Below are 25649 nucleotides of genomic sequence, written 5' to 3'. Positions count from 1 at the left end.
CCTCCCGCATTCAAACCACACAAGGAATGCCATGATACTCAGCAAAGGCTTTGCACAAGTCGTCCTTTTGGCGCTCAGCAGCCTTTGCTTGACTGCACAGGCCAAAGACCTGCTCGCAGTGGGTTCGAGTTTCAGTCAAATTTTTGAACTACAAGCCAATGGAGAATATACAGGCTTAGGTGTCGATATTTTGAATCGCTTCGCCCAGCAGCAAAGTGTGAACATTCACTATCAAATTACCCCATGGCGCCGCGCTATCTCTATGGTTGAACGTGGCCAAGCGGATATTCTTATTGGTCCCTACGATACCCCAGAACGTAATGCCAACTTGGTTTTTGCGGCGAAGGCATTTTACCGCGATGATATGGTGTTTTATGCTCGGGCAGACAATGAAATAGTGTGGAATGGCGACTATGCCAGTATTAAAACGCAACGGATTGGAAAAATGCAGGGCTGGAGTTATGGCACACGGTTTACTGAACAAACTAAATCATTAAATATCAATGAATTTGTCGATATTAAAAGTGGCATAGAACGGCTTTCGCGGGGTGATTTAGATTTACTCGCCACCAATAGTCGCAATACCAATGCAGTGCTCGCCCAAATCAAAATCCCTAAAGCAATTACGCCAATCATGCCGATAATCGATGTCCGAGACGGCTTTATGGCTTTTCCGAAACAAGCTAAATTTGATCCGCTAAGAACTCGTTTTGACAGCTTCTTCGAGGAGATGATCCAAAATGGCACACTCACGACACTCGGCCAAAAATACCGCGTGACCTTGCCTTACTGAGCCGGCCTTACTATTCCCACCAAATCTGCCCCCTCTTACCTATGCTCACACCTGTAATAAAGAGTGATGGGGAACTCTGTTAGCTAAGACAAGCAATCAACTGCAGCTCAATCTCGTTCCAATTGACGTCGTCCATGGTAATCATTTCTAGTCTGGAATCTAAGGTGTCATCGAGTTCAACCACAGTAAACTCATGGTCAATCCAGTTAAATCCTGCAATTCCATCAGTAGTGATCATCACGGCCTTTAATCTAAGCAACACTTGCCCAACGTTGGATGACTGGGCTTGCCGCTGAATAAAATCCATTAATTTATCAAAATCAAATTCTTGACTCGGTTCAAACACCCAGCCGCAGCTAAAACAACCTTCACCTTGATTCTGCTTTCGCACGATACCGCGATCATCAAAATCAAGTGCGGCTTCAATTGCACCTTCGGCAAAGAGGCTCAACTCACTCAAGCGAAAACCACCAGCACGAAACAAGCTTGGGGCCGTCGTCGGTAGGCTGCCCAGCTTTAGGCCCGCGCTAGCATGCCCATTTATATTGAGTGACACGCGCCTTGGTTGGTTAAGATAGTCCAGCAAATCGCTAGGTAAAGGCTGTTGATTAGAGTGGCTCACTACAGGAATATCAGTACGTTCAATATGGCTTAAATAAGTCTGCAATTCATAGAGTAACTTAGTATTTTCAGCATCATACAAGTCAGACTTAGTTGCGATGATCACATCGGCCACTTGCAACTGTTGAATAAAATTTGCATGTTCGCGATAGCGAGGATCGTGGATCTTACGCGCGTCCACCAAACATAGGGTGCTACGCAGTGAAATCACATTCTGATAATGGGGCGCACTCAATACTTTAATGATTTCATTAGGATGCCCAAGCCCAGTCGGTTCAATCAATAAGCGGTCAGGTTTCGCTTTCGCAATCAACTGATTGATGGCCACTTGTGTCGGTACGCCTGCTGCGCAGCACATACAGCCACCCGCAACCTCACGAATTTGTATGCCGTTATCGGAGGAATTCAGTAACCCCGCATCAATGCCGACCTCACCAAATTCATTGACCAACACAGCCCAAATTTCATCCGCGGGTTTAGTCGCCAGCAATTGCTTAATCAGAGAGGTTTTACCTACACCTAAAAAACCTGTAATGATATTGGTGGGAATCGCTTTGATAATCATAAGGAAACTCGCTCGAATAAAAAGCTTAGCGCTCGAGTGTAGAAGTATTGGCTTTGAAGCTCAACAAAAAGCGCATCGGTGAGGATGCGCTTTTAGAATCGCGACAGGCTATGTAGCAAAATATGCAACTGACTATTCAACAGTCTAATCAACAGTCAAATCAACAAACTAGGTAACCGTTAAACGGCTAAGCTAATAGGCACTTTGCACTTATTAGCCTTGATTGTTGTGCTTAGCTTATTTTGACTTAACTTATTTTGACTTATTGGTGCGAGAGCCAAAACCTGACTTATTGCTCACCAAATTCGACTTAGGTTTAGTTGCATTAAACGGCTTACCTGAGCCAGAAGCTGGCTTAGCACGGCTAGAGGATTTATCGGCACTGGTTTTGCTATCCTGCGCTTTACCTTTCGCGTACTTACCCTGACGAGACTGACCAATAGTACGATCCTGCGGCGCCTTATGGCTCCACTTTCCAATCGGCTTAATCGGTGCTGCGGGCGCATCACGGTAACGGGCAGGCAAAGGCGTGCCTTCTTCATAACCCGGTTGTACCGACACGGGCAGTTTCTGCTCAATCAAGGCTTCAATTTCAGCGAGCATTTCATCGTCAGAAGGTGAAACAAACGAAATCGCGCGACCCGTTAATCCCGCACGGCCAGTACGACCAATACGATGGATATAGTCTTCGGCAAGGAAAGGTAATTCAAGGTTGATCACCATAGGCAAGGCATGAATGTCTAAACCACGAGCGGCCACATCGGTCGCCACCAGCACCCGCAATTTACCGGCTTTAAACTCTTCCAACACCCGATTACGGGCGCCTTGTGTTTTATCGCCGTGGAATACACCTGCGGCTATGCCATCCAGCTTTAATTCTTGCAATAAATGCTCGGCGCTTTCTTTCGTGCTGGCAAACACCAGCACTTGCCGCCAATTGTTGCGGCCAACCAATTCAGACAACAGCTCGGCTTTGCGACGTTTATCAACGCGATACACTTCCTGCACAACTGTGGATGCGGTAGTCGTGTCAGCAACATTCACCCACTGAGGTTCATTCAGCATTTTCTCGGCGAGTTGTTTGACTGCATCGCTATATGTGGCTGAAAACAACATGGTTTGATGCTGCGGCGCAATTAAGCGTTTCACTTTTTCAATGTCGCGCACAAAACCCATGTCTAACATACGGTCGGCTTCGTCGATCACTAACGTGGTAACGCTCGACAAATCTAACTGAAATTGGCCGATAATGTCGAATAAACGACCAGGAGTTGCCACCAAAATATCAACGCCCTGCTCTACCCCTTTACGCTGAGGATTCATGTTGGCGCCGCCGTAAACCGCTAAGGTTTTCAGTAGTAGGAACTGGCTGTATTTTTGAATATTTTCGCAGACTTGAATCGCAAGTTCGCGGGTTGGCGTCATCACCAACGCGCGTAAAATCGGTTTATCATTGCTGTCGCTTGTTAAAGACTCAGCCGCCAACTTTTCAAGTACAGGCAGAGCAAAGGAAGCCGTCTTACCTGTACCCGTTTGGGCGCAGGCCATAATGTCTTTGCCTTCAAAGGCAAGCGGGATCACTTTCTCTTGCACTTGAGTGAGTTGCTGATAGCCACACTCAGTTATCGCATTCAAAATAGGAGAAGATAAACCGAGTGTTTCAAATTTCATAGGAACTCTTTAGCTAAGTAGTAAAACTTTGATGCGAGGTGATACTCAATGCCCCAACGCGGGGCCGCGGAGTCTAGCAAAATCCGCGGCGTTTTTATAGGCAATTATCGCCACTAAGTTAATATCTCCTCAGACATGGGAGGCTAAAAGCGGATCCTGTAAGTATTTTTGGCTAAATTCACCCGCAGGCACAGGTCTTGAGAACAAGTAACCTTGGCCGTAGTCACAGCCTGCAGCCAACAAGACTAGCCGCTGCGCATCGGTTTCGACACCTTCGGCAATCACCTTCATTCCCAACTTGTGGGCCATCACTATAATCGCCTCGCAGAGAATTTGATCGTTTGAATCGGTATCAATATGGCGGGTAAAAGATTGATCAATTTTAAGATAATCAATATCAAACTTTTTCAAATAGGCGAGTGACGAATAGCCAGTACCAAAATCGTCCAGCGACACTTGCACACCCGCATCGCGATAGGCCAGTAGTTTTTCGGTTACACCCATACTGGCGTCCAATAACAGGCCTTCGGTAATTTCAACACAGACTCCCGCGCCTGTAATATTAAGATCTTGCAATAACTTCAACCAATCATTGAGCAGCGTGCCTTCATCACGAAATTGAATTGGGGATTTATTGACGCTGATTTGGATTTCAATCCCTAATTCATGACGCCACGCCGCACTCTGGCGAGCGGCTTGCTCAAATACCCAATTACCGATTTCAACAATCAGCCCAGTGTCTTCCGCCACCGGAATAAACTCGGCGGGTGACACAGCGCCACGCTCAGCATGGTGCCAGCGGATCAAGGCCTCGGCCTTAGTCACTTCCCCCGTCGCTAAGGCAACAATCGGTTGATAATGCAGTTCAAATTCTTTATTGGCGACCGCTTGACGCAAATCTTGGATCAAGCGCATGCGGTATTTGGCGTATTCCTGCATCGACGGGGTGAAATAGTTGAAACGATTGCGCCCTTGATCTTTCGCCGCATACATCGCCTGATCCGCATGCTTAAGCAGCCCTTCAATACTGGTAGAGTCATCGGGATATAAAGTAATCCCAATACTGACGCTGATATAAGCGGTTTCTTCCCCTAACACATAGGGTTCGGCAATTCGTCGCAAAATATTCTCGGCGACGCGCTCAATCCCCTTATGGTCTTCCATCGAACTTAACACCACAGTAAATTCATCGCCGCCAAGACGCGCCACGACGTCGGCATCACGCACACAGGATTTCAATCGACTCGCGGTTTCTATCAGCAGTAAATCGCCCATAGCATGGCCTAAGGTGTCATTCACTTCTTTAAAGAAATCTAAGTCCAAGAACAATAAGGCAAAGTGGTTGCGATTGCGGTCGGCATTTTTCACTTCACTGCTTAAATACTCCAACAACATGCGCCGATTAGGCAACCCCGTCAGCGTATCGTAGTTAGCCTGTTTCCAAATCAGATGTTCATTTTGCTTCTTATCGGTAATGTCTGAGAACAGGGCAACACGTCGATAGGGATGGCCTTCTTTGTCATTAATGGTATTGATGGTTAACCAGATGACATATTCTTCGCCGTTTTTACGCCGCTGCCACATTTCCCCCTGCCATTGGCCTTTCTCGCGGATATCATTATTCATTTTGGTGTAAAAATCACGGCCATTAAGGTCACAATAAAGCAGCCGAATATGTTGGTCCCGCACTTCAAATTCGCGATAACCCGTCATCACACTAAAGGCGGCATTGACGGTAATAATCACGCCCTTTTCATCGAGGACACTCATGGCTTCAGAGCTGTTATCGTAAACTAGTGCCGACAACTTTAAGGATTCTTCGATAAGTTTTGCGTCGGTAATATCGGTATAGGTTCCACACATACGCAGAGCATTGTTGTTTGCATCTCTGCTCACGACTTTACCTGTATCAAGGATCCACCGCACCTTACGGTTTACGGTATTTAAGCGGTACTCCATCTTATGTTGCGCCGTTTCGCCACGAATATGGGCCTCAATCGAATGCAGCACTTTAGGCCTGTCTTCGGCGACTATCGCATCCATCCATTGGCGACTATTGGCGTTGAGCATATCAACATCGCAACCAAGAATATCGGCGCTGCGGGCGTTACGTTCGATACGATCATTACGAATATCCCAATCCCACACCCCAAGATCGCTACTGCTTAACACCAGTTCGAGTTGTTCACGGCTAGCGAGCACCTCTTGGTCAGCAATGGCCTGTGAGGTGATATCTAAATATCCAGCAATAACAAGCAACACGGCATTATTACCACCACGCTTACAGGCGACTGTCATATGGGTGTAAACCACGCTGCCGTCTTTAACGATAAAACGTTTATCCATCTCGTAATTATCGATATCCCCCCGCAGCATAAGCTCAAATTTCAGGGCATCCGCTTCTAAATCATCGGGATGGGTAATTTGTGCCCACGTCATCCGTAGCAATTCAGCTTCTGAATACTTGAGCATTTGACATAACCGTGGATTCACCTTTATCCACTTTTGATCTATCCCCGTTATTGCAATACCAATATTGCCCGCGTTGAATTGGCTCCGAAAAAGGAAATCATCCTGCAGACGAATTTGTTCATCACGCTCTAATTCAAAACGTCGCGATAACAAGCGGCTCAATAGCCAAGTCGCTATCGGGAAAATGGTCAATACAGGGAGGGTCACTTTGGCGAGTAATGGCATTGCTATGCCATCGGGTAAAAATAAGAACCACAACAACATCACGATATGAACGGTATAGGCAAAGAGAAAAATTTCTCCACCTGAAATATTGGCTAACAGAGACTTACGATATTGACGCCAGATCACCCCGATTAAACCGGATGACACTATCACGCCGACGCCAATCCATATACCAGCGCCACCGATACTGATGCGATACAGCGCCGTCATCACGACAGCCACTAAGGTCGGTAAACCACCGAAAAATAGACCAGAAATACAGAGAATAACCGAACGGGTATCAAAGAAAACGCCAGGCAAATATACCCAAGGCGTACTCATAATAGTGATACCAATGCCACCAATCAGCATCCCAATAATGATGCGCCACAGTAAAAAATACTGCCGCTGGTGTTTTTTAGGGATCACGTCGTACAAAAATACCAACGCCAGCAATAAAGCCGCATTTTGTACTAACGGAAAGAGAATACCTTTATCCATAACTCAGAGAGCGACTCCAAAAATGAGGGGGCTTGATACCATTTTAACATTCCCCCACAAGTGTAGCAGAATCACTTAGAAATCATGCGTTAATTCCCTTTGCCGCATCACACTTTGGACTTACCACATTACATTTTGCAATAGAGTTGTTGACGATATTGCTCTGCAATAGAATGCCAGTCAAAACGCTGTGCCATGGCCGCAGCACGCACTTGTGGCCATGTTTTTCCCTCGAAACAAGCAATGGCTTGCATCAACCTTTGCAAAAACGCTTCGGCTTGCTCATTTAAGCTATTGCCGTTAAAAGCAAAACCATTAATTCCATCCTCAACGGTATCCTTTAAACCGCCTACACTATGCACTAAGCATGGCTGTCCCGCGCGCATGGCCAACATTTGACTGATGCCACAGGGCTCAAAGGAACTTGGCATCAAAAACAGATCGCCATACTGATACAGCGCTTCGGATAACGCCTCGTTGTATCCCTGCAAAAATAATAGGTTATCGTATTTAGCCCCTAACGCTTGGAAAGACTTAGCAATCGATGCATCGCCACTGCCGAGTAAAATCAGCAGCGCCGTCGGTTTTGTTTGCTTCAATGCTTTAAGTAAGGTTTCAAGCACAGATAAACCCGAGGGCAATTGATGGCGCAGCAGTAAGACTTTTTGATCGGTCAAACGGCCCACCGAAGTCAATAACAGACTCGGTACTTGCTCCGCCATCGCTTGACGCCAATGGGCTTGGGTGCGGGCAAAAGCAATCATGTCCACGCCGCTTACTTGGGTTTGATGCCCCTGCCATTGCACTAACGCAGTTTCAACCGCACTCAGCAGTTGCTTGAACTCGGGTACTTGAATACGCGCCTTTGGCTTAGGGTTTACATCGGTTGCGGCTGAGTACACACAGCCATTTAAAATCCCCACCACTTTGCCGTCATTGGCCTTGGCCTGTAAGTCTTGCTCTAACCCTTCACCACCAAAAAATCCCGCTTCGGGTCTGGAGGGCTGCAACACTTCCTTGGCATAACTGGGTGAGACTAAATGCACTTTGTCGCTCAGCACTATGCCCATGCGCATAGGGTTAACACAGTAAGGATAACGGGGATCAGTAATTAACTGTTTTTGCCCCTGCGTCAAAGTGGCAAACAGCTCGGGAAACCAAGCCGCAAAGGAGGATGAGTCTTGGCTTAAGGGACGTATCCCCTGCAGCGCAAGATTGTGGATAGAGAACACACACTCAATTTTTTTGAGAACACTGAACTCAGGCACGAATGCTCTTAACATGGCTAAGCAGCCCGCATGCCAGTCATGTAAATGCAGCACAGTCGGCATAGGCACTCGGCCAGTAACTAATGCTGTCGCGACGCTCGCGCAAAGGAAAGCAAACTTAGTCGCATCGTCGGCGAAAGGACGCTCGGCACTGCCTTGGCTATAAATCTGCCCAGGTACGGATTGCCATAATACATGTTCGAGCAGATAAATCATCGCCTCTGGCACATGGGGATGGGGCATGGAAAACAAATGCACTCGCTCAAAGCGACCACCAAAGGCCACAGTTAACTCACCCAGATCTTGGGGTTGATTCGCTACCGCAGTTAAAAAGCCATAGCTTGGCATGATCACATCGGCGCACAAATCAACACCCGCCAAAGCGGCGGGTAAATCACGGATGACATCCGCCATACCGCCAACCTTGGCGCCCGCAAGGGCACCGTTTTCAGCCGCGACCATCAAAATGCGTTGTTTCAATTAATTGGATACTCCCGCTACTTCATTTCAGCGACTTGTTGAGCTGCCTAAACCTAAGCGCTAAATCTAAGCGCTTAATCTAAGGGCTTAATCTTGCACTTAGCTTAATGCCCGTAGTTAAAGCTTGTGCTTAAGCCCGTTTCTAAGCCGTTTGTACTCGTTATGCTTCTCGACTCAAAGGATGAATTGCAACCGCTATTCATAACCCACAGGTAAACCTAGCATGTCACGGGTCACTAAGGTGACGCCTTTTTCCGACACCCTAAAGCCTTTAGCTCTGTCGTGATCATGGTTATAACCTATCACCATGCCTTCGGGAATAATGCAGCCACGGTCAAGTATCGCATTCTTGATTTTGCAATGGCGCAGCACGACTACATCGGGTAGCACTACTGAATCTTCAACTAACGAATAAGAACAAACGCGCACTTCGTTAAACAATACACTACGGCGCACTGTCGCACCCGAAATAATACAACCGCCCGAAACAATCGAGTCCAACGCCATACCGCGTCTATCATCGTCATCAAACACAAATTTAGCGGGTGGCAATTGTTCTTGGAAAGTCCAAATTGGCCATTTCGCATCGTACAAATTCAGTGCTGGCGTAGGCGATAACAGTTCCATATTCGCTTGCCAGAAAGAGTCTAGCGTACCCACATCGCGCCAATAGGCTTGCTCGTTCGGGAAAGCGCTCTTAAAGGGATAGGCGAACACATTATGTTTTTCGATGATCGCAGGAATAATATCCTTACCAAAATCGCGATCTGAGCTTTCGTTTAAGGCATCTTTCTTGAGCTGGTCAAACAAAAACTCTGTGTTAAACACATAGTTGCCCATAGATGCTAAACACATTTCAGGATTACCCGGAGAATGCTTAGGTTGCAGCGGCTTTTCTTCAAAGCCTAAAATGCGCATCTCTTCATCGACTTCCATCACCCCAAACGAACCCGCAGCTTCGGCAATCGGCACTTCAAGGCAAGAGACTGTCATATCTGCACCCGACTCGGCATGGGCGGCTAATAACCCCGCATAATCCATGCGATACACGTGATCGCCCGACAACACCATTACGTATTTAGGCAGCTCGTGGCGAATGATGTCGATGTTTTGGAATACCGCATCGGCCGTGCCTTGATACCAGTTTTCCGAATAGCGTTGTGAGGCGGGTAAAATCTCCACCGACTCGCCTAACTCTTTCTTAAAATGGCCCCAACCGCGCATTACATGGCGGATCAAGGAATGCGACTTGTACTGAGTGACCACACCTACGCGGCGAATACCCGAGTTGATGCAGTTAGACAACGGAAAATCGATAATACGAAACTTACCACCGAAATACAGCGCCGGTTTAGCACGCCAATCCGTGAGTTCATGCAAGCGAGACCCGCGCCCACCAGCTAAAATCAACGCATAGGTTTCACGAGTTAAATTACTGATATAACGAACATTAGACATAGGCTCTTACTCCGAAATCGGCAAACTGATTGCCCATAAATGGCTTCTCGATACGGCAGAAACAGCCGTATTCCCCTGAGTATTTCTCACTTGCATTCCCCATTCCTTCCATTGATTGTTGCATTCCTTTCAAACACTTAACCTTTATACTCGTCCGCAATAACAAGACTTATTACCCAGAGCCCAGCCCTTACAGTTTCCAAATTTCATCGCGATAACCCGCGATCGTCACATCACTCGAAAAACGCCCACTGGCGGCGGTATTGCGAATACTCATCTGCGTCCACACCTGCGGATCTTTATAGGCCCGCGCCACGGCTTCTTGCACGACTCGGTAACTGTCAAAGTCGGCGGCCGTCATCCATTGATCGTCGCTGCTTTCGATGGCGGTAATAATGGGATCGAAAATCCCCGGCTCAAGCAGATTGAAGTGACCACTTTTGAGTAACTTCATCACCTCAGATAACGCCGGTGAATCATCAATAATACTGCGCGGATGATAATGGTTACGTACCTGCGAGACCTGCTCCGCATTGAGTCCAAACAGGAAGAAGTTCTCAGAGCCCACTTCCTCTAACATCTCGATATTGGCGCCATCCATAGTGCCGATTGTCAGGGCGCCGTTCATCATGAACTTCATATTGCCCGTGCCCGATGCCTCTTTGCCCGCGGTTGAAATTTGCTCGGATAAGTCAGTCCCCGGACAGATTTTTTCCATGGCGCTGACGTTGTAATTGGGTAAGAAAGCAAAGCGTAGATAAGGCGTCACCATAGGATCGGAATTGACCATATGAGCAACATTGCTGGCGAGCTTGATGATCAACTTAGCCATAAAGTAACCGGGCGCCGCTTTACCGCCGATCAATACACAACGTGGCACCATGTTTTCGGTGTGGCCTTGCTGGATCTGATGATAGAGATGAATCACATGCAAGATATTGAGTAACTGACGTTTATATTCGTGAATACGCTTCACTTGCACGTCAAACAGCATAGCCGGATCGAACTCAACCCCACATTCCTTAACAATCATCTTAGCCAGCAAAGCCTTGTTGGCTTGCTTCACATCACGCCATTTTTGGATAAACGCCTTGTCCTGTGTGAGAGCATTGAGCGCCGTTAACTGGCTTAAGTCTGTCACCCATTCTTGACCTAAATGGGCAGTCAGTAACTTAGCTAAGGCAGGGTTACAATGGGCAAGCCAACGCCTTGGCGTCACACCATTAGTGCGGTTATTAAACTTATGCGGCCACAACTCATAGAAATCCTTAAACAACCCAGATTTGAGTAGTTGCGTGTGTAAACCCGCGACACCGTTGACCGAGAAACTCGCCACAATCGCCAAATACGCCATACGCACATGGGGATGTGGACCATCTTGAATAATTGACATACTCGCCAATTTCTCACTATTTCCTGGCCAATGGTGGGCGACTATATCTAAGTAACGGGCGTTGATTTCATAAATGATTTCTAAGATGCGTGGCAACATTTGCGCCATCATACGCACGGGCCAACGCTCTAGTGCTTCAGGCAACAGGGTATGGTTAGTGTAAGCCATGGTCTGGCTGGTAATCGCCCACGCACTGTCCCATTCCAAACCGTATTCGTCGATCAATAATCGCATCAACTCAGGCACGGCAATGCTAGGGTGAGTGTCATTCAACTGCATGACATTTTTAGCGGCAAACTGCGTAAAATCATGACCATGACGACTCACCCAACGTTTGAGTAAATCCTGCAAGCTAGCGGAGGATAAAAAGTATTGCTGCCGTAATCGCAGCTCTTTGCCGTTCTCGCTCGCATCATTAGGATAGAGTACCATAGTGATCTGCTCGGCCAAGTTTTTACGGGCCACGGCTTCCGTGTAGTCGCCTTGGTTAAACTCAGCTAAATCAAAATCATCGGTCGCTTCAGCCTTCCACAATCTCAAGGTATTTACCCGCCCATTGCGATAACCGGGAACAGGCATGTCATAGGCGACGGCGAGCACATCTTGGGTTTCAACCCAAATAATGTGCCGACGGCCTTGTTTATCGACATAGGATTCTGTGTGGCCAAAAAATGGCACTGTCACGTTGTGGGTCGGCACGCGCACTTCCCACGGATTGCCTTCGCGCAGCCAACGGTCAGGGCGTTCAACTTGATAACCGTCGACTATCTTCTGGGCGAACATGCCATATTCGTAACGTATGCCATAGCCTGTCACTGATAAGTCCATGCTGGCGCAGCTATCGAGGAAACACGCTGCTAATCGACCTAGGCCGCCGTTGCCTAAACCGGCATCATGTTCGGCCTCTTCTAACTCTTCTAACGATACCGCATAGTTGCTCAAGGCATCACGGCTATCTTGTTGCAAATCTAAACTCAGTAGTGCATTACCTAGCGCCCGGCCCATCAAAAATTCGAGGGATAAATACGCCACTTGCTTGCGCTTAAAATGGCTGTCATCCACTCGAGTCTGACGCCAATTATCTAGCATCTGTTCTTTCACGCTGTATGCTAACGCTTGAAATAATTCGCAGCTCACGCCTTCGCCACGGCTGAGTCCATAACGTAAATGGCGCTCAAAGGAAGCGGGCAAAGCATCGCAGGGTTCACAGGGCTCAGCGGCTTTAGACTTAGTCTGACGCTTAGCTGGCGCCTTCTTGCTCGCGGCTTTTGACTGAGCTAGTGTTACTGGTTTTTCGCTGGTATTGGGGCTCAGCTCGCTTTTGTCACTCATAGTTAATTCCTTCATTTCCTATAAAATCAAATCAGCATGAAAAAGCATGAGACTACGATCTTGCAGTAAGTATCGCGTCGCAGAGATCTGAACATCCAGCGGCTCAGTTTGGGTATGAATAAGGCATTGCCACGGACTCAAGTGCTCGAAAGTCGGCAGGGTAAAAGCGAGAGGATTGTCGTCGGCATTAACCATCAACAGCAAAGCTTGCTGCTTGCCTTGATCTTCTAAATCACCGGAAAGCACCACAGACAAACTGCGGCACATAGATTCGGTCCACAAGCTCTTGGTCATTTGTTCACCTTGGCGACTAAACCAATCTAATCGAGTACCAATATCGGCTAAGGATTCAGCCAATAACTGTTCGTGAATGAAGCGCTTAGCACATAACAGCGGGAAACGTTTCCGCAGGGCAATAAGCTGTTGAGTAAAGGCCAACAGCTCAGTGTCCATGCCCTTTGCCGACCAATCAAACCAGTTCAGTTCATTGTCTTGGCAATAGGCATTATTGTTGCCTTGCTGAGTGCGGCCCGTCTCATCACCGCTCAACAACATAGGCACACCTTGGGATAAAAATAGCGTAGTCAATAAGTTACGTTGTTGACGACTGCGAAGTGCCAGAATTGAGCTATCTTCGGTTTCCCCTTCAATCCCATAATGATGGCTGAAGTTTTCTTGGTGACCGTCGCGGTTATCCTCCCCATTTGCCAAGTTATGGCGCTGGGTATAACTCACCAAGTCTTTAAGGGTAAAACCGTCGTGACTGGTTAAAAAATTAAGACTAGTCGCAGGTGGACGGCCACTGTGCTCAAAAAAATCCCCCGAGCCGTGAAAACGCCGAGCAAATTCGGGCAACATGCTGTGATCGCCGCGCCAAAAGCGGCGCATAGTGTCTCTATATCTGTCGTTCCATTCGCTAAAAGCCACGGGGAAATTGCCCAATTGATAACCACCGGGGCCAATATCCCAAGGCTCAGCAATCAATTTCACTCGGCACAAAACAGGGTCTTGCAACAGCGCATCGAAGAAACCTGAGCCGGGATCAAAACCATAGGCCTCGCGACCTAAGCAAGCCGCCAAGTCGAAGCGAAACCCATCGACACCCATGATTTCTACCCAATAACGCAGCGAATCTAGTACGAGCTGTAACATGCGTGGATGGTTGATATTTAAGGTGTTTCCACAACCCGTATCATTAATATAAAAACGCTTATCATTCGGATGCAGGCGGTAATAACTGAGATTATCTATGCCACGAAAACTAAAGGTCGGCCCAAGTCGACTCCCCTCGGCGCTGTGGTTATAGACCACATCGAGGATCACTTCGATACCTGCGCCGTGAAGTGCATCCACCATGGCCCGAAACTCACCAATATCGTCGGATGACAGATAACTCGGCTCAGGGGCAAAAAAGCCGATACTGTTGTAACCCCAATAGTTAGTGAGCTTTTTCTCGAGCAAAAATGGTTCAGTGAAAAAGGCCTGTACAGGGAGTAACTCGACGCACGTCACCCCAAGTTCAGCCAAATAATCGATAGCAGGCTGAGTCGCTAAGCCCGCAAAGGTGGCGCGTTTATTAGGTTCAATCTCAGGATGCGCCGCCGTAAAGCCTTTAACGTGCATCTCATAAATAATGCTGCGCTCTAGGGGTTTGGGCTGAAACCTAGTCGCAAGGGGCTGAATCGACTGCTTAGCGGCGATATCGATTAATGGACGAATGTCCACGACCTTGCATTTTGGCACATGGGCAGCGTTATCTAACTTACTGAAAGATAAATCTTCATCCATGTGGTTCAGCTCGTAACCATAGTTAGACTCATGGTCGCGATATTCACCGACGAGCTGGCGCGCATAGGGGTCGAGCAATAATTTATTGGGGTTAAATCTATGACCAAGCAGAGGCTCATAGGAGCCATAAACGCGATAACCGTAGAGTTGCCCCGCCTTAAGCCCTTGCACAAACACATGCCAGATTTGCTGGGTTTGCTCAGTTAACGCAATCCGCGCGATTTCTTGCTCGCCATTGTCATCAAATAAACATAACTCGACCGCTGTGGCGTTAGCTGAAAATAACGCAAAGTTGACGCCATCGCCTTCAACATTAGCACCGAGCGGAAAAGGCTCACCTACCCCTAACGCCCATTTTTCGCTTTGAAATGGGTGGTTTTTAGCGTCAGGATTAAGCTTAATATCATCAGCCGTAGGCTTTTGCATGCTAGTTCGCCTCAGCCAATCCAGTTGCAGGCCCTATCACTAGGCAGCCCAAGGGCGGCACAGTGATCAGCGCGCTCTGCGCCATTCCCTGCCACGGTAGCGACTCAGCAACCACAGTGCCCGCATTACCTTGATTACTGCCACCATAAATCTGGCTATCGCTATTAAGATATTCGCGGTAATCCCCCGCCAAGGGCAAACCAATACGGAACCCAGTGTGCAATTGGGGCGTCATGTTGATGACAAACACTAACGGTGCATCACCCGCTAACCCGTAACGCACAAAGGTAAAGATGCTGTCGCGGCTATTCTCACAATCTAGCCAACTAAATCCTGCGCCCTCGTAATCCTGAACCGATAAGGCTGGCATTTTTTGATATAAGTGATTGAGATCTTTAAGCCAACGCTGGACGCCTTGGTGCGGTTCATAGGCCAATAAGTGCCAATCTAAACTCTGGTTATGGTTCCACTCATTTCGCTGACCAAACTCGCAGCCCATAAAGAGTAATTTCTTACCGGGATGCCCCCACATAAAACCGTAATAAGCACGCAGAGTTGCAAATTTCTGCCAATCATCACCGGGAATTTTATGCAGCAACGAACCCTTGCCGTGGACCACTTCATCGTGACTCACGGACAACATAAATTGCTCGGTATAGGCGTACATTAAACTGAAGGTCAATTGATGATGGTGGAACTGGCGGTAAAGCGGGTCACGGCCTAAGTAGCTTAAGCTGTCGTTCATCCAGCCCATATTCCACTTAAAACCAAAGCCGAGACCTTGCTGATCCGTCGGCTTAGTCACTCCCGCAAAGGCGGTGGACTCTTCGGCGATCATGCAAATGCCGGGGAAAGCTTGGTACAGGCGTTGATTCAAAATTTGTAAGAAACTAATGGCTTCGAGATTCTCCCGTCCACCATAGGCATTAGGCAGCCATTGGCCCGGCTCGCGGCTGTAATCGAGATACAACATAGAAGACACGGCATCGAGACGCAGGCCATCAAAGTGGAACTCCCGCAGCCAGTAACAGGCATTACTCAACAAGAAGCTGCGCACTTCACCGCGATCATAGTTATAAATTAGGGTATCCCAATCGGGATGTGTACCCTTGCGAGGATCTTCATGCTCATACAGACATGTGCCATCGAAACGCACTAAGCCGTGGGGATCCTTAGGGAAATGCGCCGACACCCAATCGAGGATAATACCAATCCCCGCCTGATGGCAGGCATCCACAAAGGCCTTTAACCCATTGGCATCGCCAAATCTGTGGGTCGGCGCATAGAGACCCACAGGCTGATATCCCCACGAACCATCAAAGGGAAACTCGCTGATCGGCATCAGTTCGATGTGGGTAAAGCCTTGCTCTTTCACATAGGGAATAAGCTGTTCAATCAAGTCTTGATAATCAAGATATTGCTCGCCTTGCTCTCCCTTACGACGCCACGAACCTAAGTGCACTTCGTAGGCCGACATGGGCGCTTTATGCCAAGCAGTCGCCGCTCGCTTACTCATCCAAGCGGTATCATTCCAGCTATGGTGGGCTTTTTTGGGCACGATAGAAGCATTGTGGGGCGCGCATTCCATTTGGGTTGCCATAGGATCGGATTTAGTATGGCGCTCACCATTTTGATAAACCAAATCAAACTTATAGTGTGCACCTTCGGCCACATTGGGTAAAAATAGCTCCCATAAACCATTGGCAATATGTTGGCGCATCACATGGCGAGTATCGTCCCAATGGTTAAAATCTCCCACCACAGACACCCGCTTAGCATTGGGTGCCCACACACAAAAATGCACGCCTTCGACGCCTTGGGTTTGACGCCAGTTGGCACCTAAAAATTCATAGGCACGCTCGGCGCTGCCTTCACCAAACAGGTAAATATCGTCACTATTGAGCAGTGAATCAAACTGATAAGGGTCGACTATATCTAACTGACACAGGGGATATTCCACCCGTAGCAAGTAGAGAAACGGCTTGACGCGTCGTCCCAGAGTGCCGGCGAACAGTCCCTGCTCGTTGACTTTGTCCAAACTCGCTACTTTGCGGCCATCTTTAATGCTGATCACATCCACACTGAGGGCATTGCGAAAAAAACAACGAACAATTAATGCCTTACCCTCGTTGGCACAGTGCATACCCAAGAGCGAAAAAACATCAGTGTATTGACCATTAAGTAGGGCGACGTCGGCACCATCGTAGAAATAGGCATTGGCTTGAGTCATCATTTTTCTTCCGTTTATCAGTCAATTAAACTTGCAAATTGGCACTCTTTACCCACATCCCCCTAATAATCTCATCTTTAGGGATGGCATAATGTGGTGCGACTTAGGCTGCCTTTCGCTGGTGCTAGATTTAGCTCGGTAGCTGTCTCGCCACAGCGATATTTTGTAATCGCTGCAGTATCTCTGGCGAAGTCGACACTTGCGTTAAATTCAGCGGCAGGCGACGCTGCCAATTTGGATATTCGAGCCAAGTACCAGGAATGTTCACCGCATGGCGATCGGCTAATAAATCGCACAGTTGCACGCTGTATAGCGCACTATTACCGCGAGCTCCTAAGGTCATCCAAGCCGTGAGCAAGGTTTGAATATCGAGTTCGGCTATCGCCGCCTCGGCTAACAGACCTTGAGCGACTAACAGTGAAATGAGTTGCTGCTTTTCATGTTCACGCCCAGCGAGCGCCTCGCCTAGCTGCTCGTCAGTTTCAAACAGGGATAACTGTCGACGCAGGTGTAAATCACTGCCACACCACCAAGCGACTAAAGTCGGCACATCGTGGTTCGCCAGCATCATTAAGCTTTGGGACTTATATTGATCCGGTGATTTAAAGCCTTGATGGTCTTTGCAGAAATAGAACAACTCGTTGGAATAAATGCCAGAAGTGTAGAGACGATGAATAATTTCAGGTGGCACCAGTCCTAAATCTTCGCCAATCACCACACAGCGAGCACGTTGGCTCTCAAGGCAAACGATGGCAAGCAAAGTTTCGACGGGATAATACACATAGGCACCATGACCGAGTTGCTTATCCAGCGGCCACCACCAGAGTCGCAGTAAGCCCATCACATGATCGATACGCAAGGCACCACAGCTTTCCATATTGGCGCGGTTCAAGGCGATAAAATGACTGAAATTATGTTGTTTTAACTTAACCGGATCGAGTGGCGTTAAACCCCAATTTTGTCCTTGGGGTGCGAAGGGATCGGGCGGTGCACCTATGCTGGCATTCAAACAAAACTGCTCGGCATTGGCCTGTACTTCACTGCCCTGCAGCGCTGCACCAACGGCCAAATCACGGATCAATCCCAACCCCATCCCCACCTCTTTCGCTTTTAGCTGACAGAGGTGTAACTGCTTTTCAGCCACAAATTGCAGGTAAAGATAGAAACCTTCCTCTTGCACAAACGCTTTAGGACTACGCAAATATTCCGCTTGAGCAAACTCTTGTAGCGCACTGCCCTGCTCACGCACAAATTCATGGAATCTTTGCGCTCTGGGCGTGTCGTTCGCCAGATGCGTGTCACAAAAAACGCGATATAACTGCTCAAAGGCACGGTATTTCAGCTCGCTCACTTTAGGATAATCGAGCCAATTATCACGATTCAGTAAAGCGATAGCCTCTACCCAAGTAGAACTTGAAAATTCAGTGGCAAGAGTTTGGTATTCAGGAACGCTTTGTAATTGAATATATAGAGGATTAAGTCTGCGGCGATCGCACGGACTATAGGGACTCGGATGCTCTGGCGCCGCGATATCGAGGGCATGCAAGGGATTGAGTTGAATAAAATCCGCGCCCTGCGCCGCCACCAGCCCGATCAGTTGTTCTAAATCACCAAAGTCGCCAATGCCCCATTGGCTCTCGCTGCGCAAACTGTAGAGTTGGACGCTGATCCCCCAAGGTTTATGGCGTTTACCTTGGGCAACAGCCGTGAGTACGCCTTGGTAAGCGGCCCGCGGCGCCACCATTAAGGTACCAGAGAACAAAGTACGAGTATCAGCCTCTGCCGTCACACAGCCCTCTAGCGCAGAGCTTGCCGCTTGTGCACTTGTCGATAGGGCATGTTTTAAGCTTAAGGCTATGCGATGAAAGCCCAAACCTAACACAGAGAAATCACTCGCATTTTTGTCTGCTACTTGCACAAATGAGTCTTGGTTTTTTGTGAATGCAGGGTTGTTAGTGAACTCTTGGCTGCTCAGGAAATAGGACGCTAAATTCACCGCTTCAGTCTCGGCGGGCATTAAGTTGTCAGGGAAAGCTTGGGTCTTGGCCTCAGCTAAATCGAGGCGTGCGAATCCCAGTTGCGTAAGATCAAGGCGATAGTGTAGATAAAGCGTTTGTTCAATGCGGTAATCGCCAATGGACTTAAGCGCCGAGAAAGGCACATCGAATACGATGGACTCACCCTGTTCGCATTCAATCGCCACACTCAGATCTGAGGTGTAGGTTTCTGGTAAACAAAGGCTTATCCAAGGTTCATCCACAAAACACCAATGGAATTCAGGTAGCACCTGAGTCCAAGGACGGGCATCCAGCAAGTCAATTTGCGACGCGATCAATGCTTCGGTCAATACCGCATCGACACAGGTCAGCCCAGCATCACTCGATAACGCTTCTGTAGCAGGAGCATCAATGGCAGTCCCTGCCACGCTGTTTTTTTCCTGTAACATACAGGTCAAGATACCTTGCCTGTCTAGCTCGGAAATATGGATGTTTTGGCCAAAACAATCAGTAAATTCTGCTCCAACTCCCCGCAAATACAGCAACTTTTCCAGCCCCATATTTTGTCGCCCCCGCGACCGCTCATCCATAGCTTTAGATATACAGTAACCATGCCAACAAAAAGTAACAAGAAGATGACATAAATATTTCAGAGAAATAACAAAAAACTTTTTCAAAAAATCAGTAACTTACTAGAAGCACTCAGTTAAGTTGGCGCTCAGTAGCTATCAGGATATAAAGAGTGGAATGCACTAAATTGGGGCATGCGTTCAGCAAGAGGGCAAGCATGGCTCCTAAAGCATGCAATAAGTGAAGAGCAAATGGGTAGAAATAACATGACAAGCGTAAGTCATTTTTATGTCATTGCGTTCAGACTAATACTAACAAATACGTCAGGTGACATATTAACCACAGACATCAGTGCAACACTTTGTATCAATTGCGTTTTATAACTTGAACAGCCTATCTCTCCTCTGTCAACATCTCGTCTCGCTACAGCATAGAAACATAATAACAACATTAAATTCATGGAACCTGATATGCCCTCGCATATACGCCAGTGGCTCGCTCCCATGGAATGCTAAAGCAAAAACACCCCAATGATGATTGAGAATAAGGATATGAAATGAAGAAGTTATCAGGATTACTATTTGTCGGCTGCATTGCCTTGACGGGTTGTGAAGGAAGTACAGATGGTGATTTAACGCCGACGCCACCGACGCCCGATCCCACTCCGCCAGCCTTAGCTGCGGATGTGTGTTATTTAATGAAAACCACGAAAGGCGATATCACACTTGCCATTGACTTAACTAACATGCCAATCACAGGTAAAAACTTTAAGCAGTATGTTGATAAGTCATTCTATAACGGCACCTTATTCCATAGAACCGTTAATAACTTTATGATCCAAGGCGGCGGTTTTACCACTGGGCTCAAAAGCAAACCAGGCGATGCCCCCATCAAGAATGAAGCCGCTGTCGGTATTAGCAACAAACGTGGCACTATCTCCATGGCTCGCACGGATGATCCTAACTCTGCAACATCACAGTTCTTTATCAATGTGTTAGATAATCCACATTTGGATGCGTCTGCGAGTAATTATGGTTATGCCGTGTTTGGCAAAGTGGTCGACGGCATGGATGTGGCGGATCAAATCAGCATAGTACCGACAAAAAACAGCGGTGGTTTTGCTAATACGCCAGTGCAAGAAATCCTGATTAACTCTGTTGCTAAAACAAGCTGCCCTGCTGCTTAAGCATCTAAAAGACGCACAGCTAAACGACATCTAACTAAAAGCAAAAAAGCACTGAAGATTCAGTGCTTTTTCATTTTAAAATCTAATCGATTTTAACGTCTAATCAATTTAAAGCATGAGCTAAACGATTACTCATCCCCTTGGATCTTCCCCACCAAGAGCATAGGCGCCGCATCAATTTTATCGGCGTCCATCATAGTCGCGATACGCTCAACGGCTGAGAGCAATTGACTCTGCTCCCATTCTTCAAGATTCTGATAACGCTTAATAAAATGATCCTGTAACGGTTTAGGAGAGTCCTGTAACAGCGCTCGTCCCGCATCGCTAAGATATAAATGCACCTTACGTTTGTCAGTCTCACTGCGCAGACGGATCACTAAACCACGGCCCTCGAGTCGATCGATAATGGTCGTTACAGTCGCAGGGCTGAGCGTAATTTCTTCCGCCACGGTTTTAGCCAATGGCGCATCCAATTGGGCGATTTTCTGCATCACCATCAATTGCGGCCCAGTTAAACCTGAGTGTTTGTTCAGCTGGCGAGAATGAATGTCGATAGCGCGTATCACTCGGCGCAGCGAAATAAGCAGTTGTTCGTACTTTTCCATCGTTCTTTTCATTCTCCCCATTCTAAGCAACGAGTGCACCTTACCAGAAAGCGCGACTGAACTCACCCACGGGAGGCGCTTTTAAGGCAAAATCCCTGAGGTTACAACATGAATTGACGCGATACCGACAACACGAGACGCTCGTCACTGGTATCTAAGTTCATGCTAGTATCTTCGGCAGCAAGACTGAAATCAAAGCCACTCCAGCTGGTCAGATAGGCGATACGGAAATGATTAAAAGATTTGCCACCATCCCATGACCATTTATCCTTATCAAGTGATGTCGAGCGATCGACACTAAAGCGAATATTATGCCCTTCAGCGACACTGACAGTATGGCCAAGCAACATAGTGTAATGCTCACCACCCAAACCAAAGTAATCCCATGTATAGGTCAACTTAGCCTCAGAGTGACCCAGTGAACTATCATACCCTAACTTGCTATACAGCTCAGGATAGTTGTACTCATCGGAAAACGACTCGCCGTGGTAAGTGTAATAAGCCAGTCCGACATCGAAACTCAGTTGCTCATTGAGCTGATAAAACTTACCCACATAGGCATCGAGTTCCAACCAAGTGCTGTCGTTCCCCCCAAAGTCGACGTTCGAGGTAAAGCCACCCACATACCATCCCGAATCAAAACCATAATCCAAATTGCCTTGCAGCGCTGGGCCGCTGTCAGTTTGGCTGACACCGTTAAAAGTGTAATCCGACGTCGCCGTCACAGTGGCCGATAATCCGGCATTGGCCGCTGTTGACACCAATAACAACCCTCCAGCGACAAGATAAAAACATTTTGATTTCATTATTAATTTTTCCATTAGTTGGCTAGCTCAATTTTAGTAAAGTCGATTTTGTTCTCTTTTGGCGAGCGCTCAATGGCACGAACAGTTTGCAATTGCGTCATCATGATGTAACCAAAACAGCTAAAGATCAGGCCCAGTGCGATTGCACCAACCCATTGAATTTGAAGAAAGTCTAATTGAAAAAGTAATGTCAGACTGCAGAGCAAGACTAAGTTAAAACTGACATATTTAAGCTTGCCTAACCGCTCAATGGTCAAATTAAGATTATCGGTATAGAGGCGCACCAGTGAGTCGAGGGAATTGATTACAAAGGTAATTCCCACAATCACCATCGCCAGATTATAGAAGCCCGAGGTATCTAAGCCATTGGCGCTGTAGTAATAAAGTACAGTGAACCAAATCGCGATGGGGATAGACGGAAACACCATCATGGCCAGCAGCACTTGATAGGTTTTCATGCCACCGACAAAGCGCGAGGTAAATTGGCCTATCATAATGCTCCATGCAAACCACCAGAACAGATAAAACTCATGGTAGTCGTTGATGGGTAACACAAAATGTTGAATATTGCCGAAGTAGTCACCCAGCATGGCAAAGGTCGTAAAGAACTCGCCCACACTCGAGTCAGCCGATAAAAATGCACTGGCCCACATCATGGCAATCAAGCCTAAAAATAACCAAGTGCTCGCCAGACTCAAGATACGCACATAACGTATGCTAGTGCTGGAATATACCGCCGCGGCGATCACCATAAATACGATTAAATAGAAGCTACCGACTATGGTTTCGCCATCACCTAATTCGGGTAAATACCAAGGTAAATTGCTCAATAGCAAATAGGCGGTAAAGGCGCAGGTGCCAATAATTACGATATTATTGATGAACTTAACCCAAGGAATATCGAAGAATCTCACCCTAGGCTCGATGACACAAAAATAAAAACAGGTTAAAAAGTAGAAGCTCCAAATCAAGAAGGCCCAGAAGCCAAACTCAATCGCCAGCGGATTACTAAAGCCGTATTCAGGACTCGCCGCCACATTGGCGTAACCCGCAAACTCGGTGAGCGGAAACATGATCAAGCCGACATCAAGTCCTGAGGTAAACAGAATCGCGATAAAGGTAAAAGTACGCACAGGCGTCACGCCGATACAGCGAATATTGCCCCAGCGATAAATCACAAACGCAATCGCGGCAAAAGTGAACAGTATCCCTGCGGATAATAACCAAGTCATAATGAGCACTCAGTCCCAGTCGATACTGGGTATAAGTCGGCATCTGGATATAAACCCATAAAATGTAACTCCATGTTTTTATTTAATAATAAAAACTGAACCATTTTTAAAGGCAACGTTCTGCCCTCAAGCCTTAAATATCGCTACTTAAAAATACTCCGCGATAGTTAAACCCTGATAGATGATCAGTCGTGAAAGCGGTCATTTGCACACTCACTGCGGGCTGACCGACCCTTTAGACAAAATGAATCATGACCCTTTTGAGTCATCAATTAATGAGTCTTTTCAAAGTTGAAGCCGCCAGCCCATCGATAAGACGGACCGAGCAGGCATGTTGTGCACTTATGGCGTTAACTTGCGCCGTTAACTTGTAGCTGTACTTCTTTGTATGGTTTGCCAAGCGTCGGCAACCACAACGGCACAGTCCGCTGGCGCTAACATCTCAGCCTCTAAAATCATATCCGCGGCGCGCTCGGCCAACATGATGGTCGGCGCGTTCAAATTGCCGTTCGGGATAGTCGGGAAAATAGAAGAATCCACCACCCGTAAATTCTGCAATCCATGCACGCGGGTTTCGGGATCCACCACCGCCATCGCATCCATGCCCATCTTGCACGAACAAGAAGGATGGTAAGCACTCTCAACCGATTGACGCACAAAGGCATCGATTTGCGCATCGGTTTGCACTTGTATGCCGGGTTGAATTTCCTCACCGCGATACTCATCGAATGGCGCTTGATTGATGATCTCACGGGTCAAACGCACGCAGGCCCTAAAGCCTTCAATATCATCGGGATGCTGTAAATAATTGAACTGGATCTTAGGTGGCGCTTTAGGATCTGCCGACACTAAGGTCACGGCACCACGACTCTTAGGCTTGTTATGGCCCACATGTACCTGAAACCCATGACCCGCAAAGGCTTCTTTGCCATCGTAACGCATGGCCGCAGGTAAAAAGTGGTACTGTAAATCCGGCCACTCCAGACCCGCTTTTGAGCGAATAAAGCCACAGGACTCGAAGTGATTCGTGGCCCCTAAACCGGATCTATCTAAAATCCACCGAGCACCGATTAAGAACTTGTTAAAAGGATCTAACTTGCCATTGAGTGAAATCGGTTTAAGGCATTTGAATTGGAAATAAAACTCTAAATGATCCTGTAAATTCTGACCAACACCGGGTAACTCATGTTGTAACTCGACCCCAGCATCAGCCAATATTTTGGGATCGCCAATGCCTGATAATTGCAACAAATGCGGCGAACCTATTGAACCTGCAGCTAAAATCACGTCTTTGTTACAACGAATATCTTCAACTTTACCTTTATGTTCAATGCGAACGCCAACGGCCATTTGGCCTTCCAATAACACTTTATGCACTAAGGCATGGGTCACAACCGTGAGGTTACGTCTAGCCATCGCTGGGCGTAAATAGGCATTGGCGGTTGACCAGCGTACGCCTTTTTTGACCGTCATATGCATAGGGCCAAAACCTTCTTGCTGCGCCGCATTATAATCGGCGGTCGATAAATACCCCGCCGCAATGCCCGCATCCACAAAGGCTTGGTACAACGGGTTTTGCATTTGATTGCCGTTATTCACGCCTAACGGCCCAGACTCACCGCGATACTCATCACCACCAAAGGCCCAGGTTTCCGCCTTCTTAAAGTACGGTAAGCAGTGGCTATAATCCCAATCGGTCGCCCCTTGCGCCTGCCACTCATCAAAGTCCCTAGCATGACCACGAACGTATACCATGCCATTGATCGACGATGAACCGCCAAGCACCTTGCCCCGAGGACAATGCATCTTGCGATTATCTAAATACGGCTCAGGCTGCGTCTCAAACTGCCAAGCATATTTAGGGCTGTTCATCGGAATTGATAACGCCGTCGGCATTTGAATAAAGATGCTCTTATCGCTGCCTCCGGTTTCTAATAACAGCACTTCGTTTTTAGGATCCTTTGACAAGCGATTGGCGAGCACACAACCCGCTGAGCCTGCACCAACTATGATGTAGTTATAATATTTTTGCTCTAATGACTGAGTCAAAA

At 47.5% G+C, this 25649-nt stretch carries 15 protein-coding genes; 2 read left to right on the top strand and 13 right to left on the bottom strand.

Going from position 1 to position 25649, the window contains the following annotated elements; genetic code table 11:
* Window positions 1-31: 31 nt before the first annotated feature.
* Window positions 32-793: a substrate-binding periplasmic protein gene (locus L5M71_RS01715; protein ID WP_168823321.1), complete on the top strand. Its 762-nt coding sequence runs from the start codon at window positions 32-34 to the stop codon at window positions 791-793.
* A gap of 79 nt (window positions 794-872) precedes the next feature.
* Here the strand turns inward: L5M71_RS01715 and L5M71_RS01710 are convergent, their stop codons facing one another.
* From L5M71_RS01710 to malQ, 9 genes are all read right to left on the bottom strand, one after another.
* Window positions 873-1979, bottom strand: a complete 1107-nt coding sequence (locus L5M71_RS01710) for a CobW family GTP-binding protein (protein ID WP_263206097.1) — start codon at window positions 1977-1979, stop codon at window positions 873-875.
* Between the two features lie 252 nt (window positions 1980-2231).
* Window positions 2232-3650: a DEAD/DEAH box helicase gene (locus L5M71_RS01705; protein WP_263206095.1), complete on the bottom strand. Its 1419-nt coding sequence runs from the start codon at window positions 3648-3650 to the stop codon at window positions 2232-2234.
* A gap of 129 nt (window positions 3651-3779) precedes the next feature.
* Complete coding sequence (locus L5M71_RS01700; protein WP_263206093.1) at window positions 3780-6827, bottom strand: EAL domain-containing protein; 3048 nt, start codon at window positions 6825-6827, stop codon at window positions 3780-3782.
* A gap of 128 nt (window positions 6828-6955) precedes the next feature.
* Window positions 6956-8575 carry a glycogen synthase gene (locus tag L5M71_RS01695; RefSeq protein ID WP_263206090.1) on the bottom strand — a complete coding sequence of 540 codons (1620 nt, stop codon included), beginning with the start codon at window positions 8573-8575 and terminating at the stop codon, window positions 6956-6958.
* A 195-nt stretch (window positions 8576-8770) separates the two neighbouring features.
* A complete protein-coding gene (gene glgC, locus L5M71_RS01690) occupies window positions 8771-10033 on the bottom strand; it encodes a glucose-1-phosphate adenylyltransferase (protein WP_006085131.1) in 1263 nt (420 codons plus the stop codon).
* Window positions 10034-10223: 190 nt separating this feature from the next.
* Window positions 10224-12758, bottom strand: a complete 2535-nt coding sequence (locus L5M71_RS01685) for a glycogen/starch/alpha-glucan phosphorylase (protein WP_263206088.1) — start codon at window positions 12756-12758, stop codon at window positions 10224-10226.
* 18 nt (window positions 12759-12776) lie between these two features.
* Entirely contained in the window at window positions 12777-14972 is a 2196-nt protein-coding gene (gene glgX / locus L5M71_RS01680; protein WP_263206086.1) for a glycogen debranching protein GlgX, read from the bottom strand.
* Between the two features lies 1 nt (window position 14973).
* Window positions 14974-17205, bottom strand: a complete 2232-nt coding sequence (glgB, locus tag L5M71_RS01675) for a 1,4-alpha-glucan branching protein GlgB (RefSeq protein ID WP_263206084.1) — start codon at window positions 17203-17205, stop codon at window positions 14974-14976.
* Window positions 17206-17332: 127 nt separating this feature from the next.
* Window positions 17333-19759 (bottom strand): 4-alpha-glucanotransferase, encoded by a 2427-nt coding sequence (gene malQ, locus L5M71_RS01670; protein WP_263206081.1) that lies wholly within the window; start codon window positions 19757-19759, stop codon window positions 17333-17335.
* Window positions 19760-20325: 566 nt separating this feature from the next.
* Between malQ and L5M71_RS01665 the strand changes: the two genes are divergently transcribed.
* Window positions 20326-20955 carry a peptidylprolyl isomerase gene (locus L5M71_RS01665; RefSeq protein WP_173497052.1) on the top strand — a complete coding sequence of 210 codons (630 nt, stop codon included), beginning with the start codon at window positions 20326-20328 and terminating at the stop codon, window positions 20953-20955.
* A gap of 128 nt (window positions 20956-21083) precedes the next feature.
* Here L5M71_RS01665 and L5M71_RS01660 read toward each other — a convergent pair whose 3' ends face one another.
* The 4 genes from L5M71_RS01660 to betA form a co-directional block, all read right to left on the bottom strand.
* On the bottom strand, window positions 21084-21560 hold the full coding sequence (locus L5M71_RS01660; protein ID WP_006080852.1) for a MarR family winged helix-turn-helix transcriptional regulator: 477 nt from the start codon (window positions 21558-21560) through the stop codon (window positions 21084-21086).
* A 101-nt stretch (window positions 21561-21661) separates the two neighbouring features.
* Window positions 21662-22366 carry a TorF family putative porin gene (locus tag L5M71_RS01655; protein ID WP_263206079.1) on the bottom strand — a complete coding sequence of 235 codons (705 nt, stop codon included), beginning with the start codon at window positions 22364-22366 and terminating at the stop codon, window positions 21662-21664.
* 14 nt (window positions 22367-22380) lie between these two features.
* A complete protein-coding gene (locus L5M71_RS01650) occupies window positions 22381-23598 on the bottom strand; it encodes a BCCT family transporter (RefSeq protein ID WP_263206076.1) in 1218 nt (405 codons plus the stop codon).
* Between the two features lie 363 nt (window positions 23599-23961).
* The gene (gene betA / locus L5M71_RS01645) at window positions 23962-25647 is read right to left on the bottom strand and encodes a choline dehydrogenase (RefSeq protein WP_263206074.1); all 1686 of its coding nucleotides are present in this window, start codon (window positions 25645-25647) and stop codon (window positions 23962-23964) included.
* Window positions 25648-25649 lie beyond the last annotated feature (2 nt).

This window comes from Shewanella sp. SW1, assembly GCF_025653545.1.
Taxonomy (GTDB): Bacteria; Pseudomonadota; Gammaproteobacteria; order Enterobacterales; family Shewanellaceae; genus Shewanella; species Shewanella oncorhynchi.
The sequence above is the reverse complement of the archived record's forward strand: the minus strand, read 5'-3'. Positions and strand labels throughout refer to the sequence as shown.